General features: G+C 72.9%; 4 protein-coding genes. 3 read left to right on the top strand and 1 reads right to left on the bottom strand.

Going from position 1 to position 6000, the window contains the following annotated elements; translation table 11 throughout:
• Window positions 1-128 precede the first annotated feature (128 nt).
• Window positions 129-1307 (top strand): ADP-forming succinate--CoA ligase subunit beta, encoded by a 1179-nt coding sequence (sucC, locus tag ACIQ8J_RS09050; protein WP_403268555.1) that lies wholly within the window; start codon window positions 129-131, stop codon window positions 1305-1307.
• Window positions 1308-1328: 21 nt separating this feature from the next.
• Window positions 1329-2213 (top strand): succinate--CoA ligase subunit alpha, encoded by an 885-nt coding sequence (gene sucD / locus ACIQ8J_RS09055; RefSeq protein WP_403268557.1) that lies wholly within the window; start codon window positions 1329-1331, stop codon window positions 2211-2213.
• Between the two features lie 103 nt (window positions 2214-2316).
• On the opposite strand, the gene ACIQ8J_RS09060 is transcribed toward sucD, so the two are convergent.
• Window positions 2317-4095, bottom strand: a complete 1779-nt coding sequence (locus ACIQ8J_RS09060) for a helix-turn-helix domain-containing protein (RefSeq protein ID WP_403268559.1) — start codon at window positions 4093-4095, stop codon at window positions 2317-2319.
• A 189-nt stretch (window positions 4096-4284) separates the two neighbouring features.
• Between ACIQ8J_RS09060 and ACIQ8J_RS09065 the strand changes: the two genes are divergently transcribed.
• Window positions 4285-6000 (top strand): DUF6350 family protein (locus ACIQ8J_RS09065; RefSeq protein WP_403607780.1); only part of this gene is annotated, 1716 nt, incomplete at its 3' end.

Below are 6000 nucleotides of genomic sequence, written 5' to 3' on the forward strand. Positions count from 1 at the left end.
CGAGACGGACATGCCGCGTACTCGGACACCGTGTACGCCTCCCTCAGTGACAGCGCCGTCACGTTGCCCTTCGCGGCACGCCCAGCAGACAACGCAACCGCGATACCACTGAAAAGGGACGGACGCGCGTGGACCTGTTCGAGTACCAGGCGAGGGACCTCTTCGCCAAGCACGGTGTACCGGTGCTGGCCGGTGAAGTCATCGACACGCCTGAGGCGGCGCGCGAGGCCACCGAGCGTCTTGGCGGCAAGTCGGTCGTCAAGGCGCAGGTGAAGGTCGGCGGCCGCGGCAAGGCCGGCGGCGTCAAGCTGGCCGCCACCCCGGACGAGGCCGTCGCCCGCGCGACGGACATCCTCGGCATGGACATCAAGGGCCACACGGTCCACAAGGTGATGATCGCCGAGACCGCGCCGGAGATCGCCGAGGAGTACTACGTCTCGTACCTCCTCGACCGCACCAACCGGACCTTCCTGGCCATGGCCTCGGTCCAGGGCGGCGTGGAGATCGAGGTCGTCGCGGAGGAGAACCCCGACGCCCTCGCGAAGGTCCCGGTCGACGCCAACGAAGGCGTTTCGATCGAGAAGGCCCGCGAGATCGTCGCCCAGGCGAAGTTCCCGGCCGAGGTCGCCGAGCAGGTCGCCGAGATCCTGGTGACGCTGTGGGACACCTTCATCAAGGAGGACGCCCTCCTGGTCGAGGTCAACCCGCTCGCCAAGGTCGCCGACGGCCGTGTCATCGCCCTCGACGGCAAGGTCTCGCTCGACGAGAACGCCGAGTTCCGCCAGGCGGACCACGCCGCCCTGGAGGACAAGGCGTCGGCCAACCCGCTGGAGGCGGCCGCCAAGGCCAAGAACCTCAACTACGTCAAGCTCGACGGCGAGGTCGGCATCATCGGCAACGGCGCGGGTCTCGTCATGAGCACCCTGGACGTCGTCGCGTACGCCGGTGAGAACCACGGCGGCGTGAAGCCGGCCAACTTCCTCGACATCGGTGGCGGCGCGTCCGCCCAGGTGATGGCGAACGGCCTGGAGATCATCCTCGGCGACACGGACGTCAAGTCCGTGTTCGTCAACGTCTTCGGTGGCATCACCGCCTGCGACGAGGTCGCCAACGGCATCGTCCAGGCCCTCGCGCTGCTCGCCGAGAAGGGCGAAGAGGTCACCAAGCCGCTGGTCGTGCGCCTCGACGGCAACAACGCGGAGCTGGGTCGCAAGATCCTGTCGGACGCGAACCACCCGCTCGTGCAGCGCGTGGACACCATGGACGGCGCGGCCGACAAGGCCGCCGAGCTCGCGGCTGCGAAGTAAGGGACGAGGGACTCCAACACCATGGCTATCTTCCTCACCAAGGACAGCAAGGTCATCGTCCAGGGCATGACCGGCGCCACCGGCATGAAGCACACCAAGCTCATGCTCGGTGACGGCACCAACATCGTCGGCGGCGTGAACCCCCGCAAGGCGGGCACGTCGGTCGACTTCGACGGCACCGAGGTCCCGGTCTTCGGTTCCGTCAAGGAAGCGATGGAGAAGACGGGCGCCGACGTGTCCGTCCTCTTCGTGCCGCCGGCCTTCGCGAAGGCCGCCGTCGTCGAGGCGATCGACGCCGAGATCGGTCTCGCCGTCGTCATCACCGAGGGCATCGCCGTCCACGACTCCGCCGCCTTCTGGGCGTACGCGAAGTCGAAGGGCAACAAGACCCGCATCATCGGCCCGAACTGCCCGGGTCTGATCACCCCCGGCCAGTCCAACGCCGGCATCATCCCGGGTGACATCACCAAGCCGGGCCGTATCGGCTTGGTGTCGAAGTCCGGCACGCTGACCTACCAGATGATGTACGAGCTGCGCGACATCGGCTTCTCGTCCGCCGTCGGCATCGGTGGAGACCCGGTCATCGGCACCACGCACATCGACGCGCTCGCCGCGTTCGAGGCCGACCCCGAGACCGACCTGATCGTGATGATCGGCGAGATCGGCGGCGACGCCGAGGAGCGTGCGGCCGACTACATCAAGGCCAACGTCACCAAGCCGGTCGTCGGTTACGTCGCGGGCTTCACCGCGCCCGAGGGCAAGACCATGGGCCACGCCGGCGCCATCGTCTCCGGCTCCTCCGGCACCGCCCAGGCGAAGAAGGAGGCCCTTGAGGCCGCCGGCGTGAAGGTCGGCAAGACGCCGACCGAGACCGCCAAGCTCGCCCGCGCCATTCTCGGCAGCTGAGCACCCGCGCGGGCTGACCCGTTCGGGTACGCCGTCGCAGGCATCGCATGAAGGGCCCGCACCCCCCTGGGGGGTGCGGGCCCTTCATGCGTGGCGGAGCCGGTCAGCGGATCTCCACGACGAGGCGTTCGGGTCCGTGGGCCGGTTCCTGGCGCAGCTTGTCGCGCAGTTCCAGGTCCTCGACGCTCAGCAGCTGCGGGCCGCTGTTGACGGGGACCCCGCCGACGCGTTCGCCCACCGGCACCGGGCGCACATGGTAGGGGGGCACGGTCACGACGGTGAAGGCCGTCGCCCCCACGATCAGCGCGGTGAAGGCGATCGCGGCCCGGGTCCAGAACTGCCGGCGCCGCTCGCCGCCGATGCGTACGACCGAAGCCGACGGCAGCCTGGTGACGGAGGCGGGCTCGGCCAGCGCCAGGTCGGCGAGGCGTTCGCGCATCGTGGCGGAGAGGGCCTGCGAGTCCGCGGCCCCGGCCACCGCGGGCACCCGGCGGGCGATCGCGGCCCGCGCGTGCAGCAGGCGGTTCGCGGCGGCCGGGGTGCTCGCCTCCGTCTCGGCCGCGGTCTCCGGCAGGTCGAGCCCGACACCGTCGTACAGCAGCAGCGTGCGTCGGTAGACGGGTGGCAGATCGAGCAACGCGTCGAGCAGGGCCCGGCGTTCGGGCTCGGCGGGCGGTTGGTCGGGGCGCTTGCGGGCGCGCCGGAAGCGGTGCCAGGGGGCCAGCGCGTACTCGTACGCCGCCGCCCGCACCCACCCCGCCGGGTCCCGGTCGGTGGCGACCTCCGGCCAGTTCTCCCAGGCCAGATGGAAGGCGCGCTCCACCGACTCCCTGGAAAGGCGGGTTCGGCCGGTCAGCAGGTAGGCCTGCCGGGCGAGGGCGGGCGCGGTGCTCACGTACAGCGCGTCGAACGCCTCGGCGGGGGTGAGCCCGGTCGCCGGTTCGGCGCGCTCGGGGGCGGGCTCGGTCGAGGGGAGCGGGGAGCGGGCCTTGGGCGGGGTCCCGCTGCGGTGCGCGTCCGCCTCGGCTCCGTCGGGTTGCGCGTCGGAGCGCTCGGGGTGGTCGGGGTGCTCGGGGAGGGTGCGTGAGGCTGTGCCGGGGAGTGCGCTCGCGCCGGTGAGGGCGCCGGTCTTGAGCGCCTTGGCGGGCTCGGGGACGGGTGCGGGTGCGGCGGGGGCCGGGTGGTCGTGCCGGGCGTGCGGGGTGGCCGGGGGTTTCGAGGCCCGCTTGGCGGCGGGCTTCGGCCGGGTGTTCGCGGCGTGCGGCTTCGCCGGCGGTTTGGCGTGGCCGGTCGCGGGGGGCTGGACGCGGGCGGCGGGGGAGAAGGGGCGGGCCGCGGTCGGCTCTTCGCCGTCGGTGCAGTCGCCGGGGCGGGCTGGGCCCTGCTTCTTGTCGTCGGTGGGGTTGGCCGGGCGGGCTGGGCCCCGCCTTTTGTCGTCGGTGTCGATGGGCGGGAGGTCGGCGCGGTGGTCTTCGTCGTGGGTCGGGTGGGTCGGCGCGCCCCGCTCTGCGCCGCAGATTTCGCTGGTTGCGCTGGTCGCGCTGGTCTCACGGGTCTTGCTTGTCCCGTCAGTCTCAGTCCCGTCAGTCCCGTCAGTCCCGGCGGCCTCGGCGGGCTCGTCCATCGCGGTGCGGTCGGCGACCGTCGCCATCTCCGCCTCGATGGTGGCGAGCAGCCGGGCGTAGCTCTCAAGTCGGCGGCCGCGCGGAGTGGAGCGGCCCTTCTCCCAGGAGCGCACGGTCGCCTGCGTCACGCCGACGGCCGTCGCGACCTGCTGCTCGCTCAGCGACTTCGCCTCGCGCAGCCTGCGCCGCTCCTTGGGGTTGGGCAGGGAGGGCATGACATCGTCCGTGTCGTTGGTATCGGCCGTGCTCTGTGTCATGAAGGACTCCCAGGACTCCCCGCGAAAGCCGTAGCGGCTGTTGCACCCGTGGCGACTGCACCCATGGCGACGCAGCTAGGAATACCCCGGGTGAAAAATTACATAACCGTATATTGGGCGACACATCGGTCATTCGCCTGTTACGCGTAGAAAGCGCGTGTCGTTGGCAGCATGGCCCGGGTGACCCAAGTGACCGACCGCAGCCTGCCGTTGCTTCCCGTCAAGGCGCGTTCCTCCGTGCTCGCCACCTGTCTTCTGCGCGGCGCGATCGCGGCGGGGCTCGGGCTCGGCGTCCTCGCCGTGCTCGTGATGGTGCTGTGGATCATCTCCCCGTACCCCGACAGCGGGCTTGGCGGCGCCCTGCGCACGGCCGCCTCGCTGTGGCTGCTCGCCCATGGAACCCAGCTGGTCAGACCCGAAACGCTGACCGGCACGCCCGCCCCCGTCGGGCTGGTGCCGCTGCTTCTGGTGGCGCTGCCCGCCTGGCTCGCACACCGGGCGGCCCGCGACGCGCTGATGCCAGACGAAGACGAGGTTTACGAAGGCGAGAGCACAGAGCCGCTGCCTTCCGGGTGGACCGTGTTCTGGTCGGTGACCTGCGGATACCTCGTGATCGGCAGCGCCACCGTGCTGTACGCGTCGGCCGGGCCGCTGCCCGCCGACCCGCTCAGCGCCGTACTGCACCTGCCGCTGACCGTGGTGCTCGCGACCGCCCTCGGCATCTGGACCGCGCACGGCCATCCGCTCGGCCCGCTCCCCGACCGGGTGCCGGCGTCGCTGCGGGCCGCGCTTTCGGATACTCGTACAACTGTGGCGGCACGGGCCGCCGGGGTCACCGTCGCGGTGCTGCTCGGCGGCGGGGCGCTGCTCGCCGGTGCCGGTCTGGCCTGGCACGCCGGTGTCGCCGAGGACTCGTTCCTGCGGCTCGCGGAGGGCTGGTCGGGGCGGTTCGCGGTGCTGCTGCTCGTGGTCGCGCTGGTGCCGAACGTGGCGGTGTGGGGCGCCTCGTACGGGCTCGGGCCCGGCTTCGCCGTCGGTACGGGGGCGGTCGCGACCCCCCTCGGAGTCGCGGGTGGCCCCGCGCTGCCGCACTTCCCGCTGCTCGCGGCGGTACCGACCGGCGGGCACGGCTCCTGGTGGAACTGGGCGGCGGCCGGGGTGCCGCTGGTGGCCGGGGTGGTCCTCGCCCGGTTCACGGCGCGGGTGGCCGTACGCGAGGGCTGGGGCCGTCGGGACACCGCGCGGGCCGCCCTGCTCGGCGCGGTGCTGTGCGGCTGCGCCCTGGCGGGCCTGGCGGCGCTCGCGGGCGGGCCGCTGGGCACGGCGGCCCTCGCTGAACTGGGGCCGGTGTGGTGGCGCACCGGGGGTGCGGCGCTGGTGTGGGCGGCGGTGGTGGGGGTGCCGGGGGCGTTGGCCCTGCGGGCCTGGCTGACCCGGGAGCGGGTCGCTCCGCGTGAGCGGCGGTCGCTTCGGGCTCGGCTGGTGGGGGTGCTGGGGTGGCGGCCCTGGCGCAGGGCGGAGCCGGTGGTGGTGCCGGGGGCGGAGCCGGAGCCGGAGTCGGAGTCGGGGGTGGCCGCCGCCGAGGGTGGGGCGGACTTCGATCCGTACGAATTCCTGCCGGTGGGTGGGGGTGCGCTCTGGCATGAGGACGGGGCGCGGGAGGCTCGCTGGGCGGCACTGAAGGAGGCGTCCGGGGGGCTCATGGCGGAGATTCCGGCGGAGGGGGTGGGTGGGGGTGGGGCGCTGCGCGCTGCCTCTTCCCCGCCCCGCCCCTTCCCGACCTGGGGGGCCGCCCCCCGCCCCCCCCCCCCCCACCCCCCCGGGGGGGGGGTTTTTTGGGGGGCCGGGGGGGGGGTGGGGGGGGGGGGGGGCGGGGGGGGGGGCCCCCCCCCCCCCCCCCCGGGG

Origin of the sequence: Streptomyces sp. NPDC094147 (genome assembly GCF_044764265.1) — a bacterium.
In the GTDB taxonomy this organism is placed as follows: Bacteria; Actinomycetota; Actinomycetes; order Streptomycetales; family Streptomycetaceae; genus Streptomyces.

Excerpts from the sequence above, each read along its gene's own strand:
- sucD (WP_403268557.1), top strand. The coding sequence starts at position 1,329 with ATGGCTATCTTCCTCACCAAGGACAGCAAGGTCATCGTCCAGGGCATG.
- ACIQ8J_RS09060 (WP_403268559.1), bottom strand. The coding sequence starts at position 4,095 with ATGACACAGAGCACGGCCGATACCAACGACACGGACGATGTCATGCCC.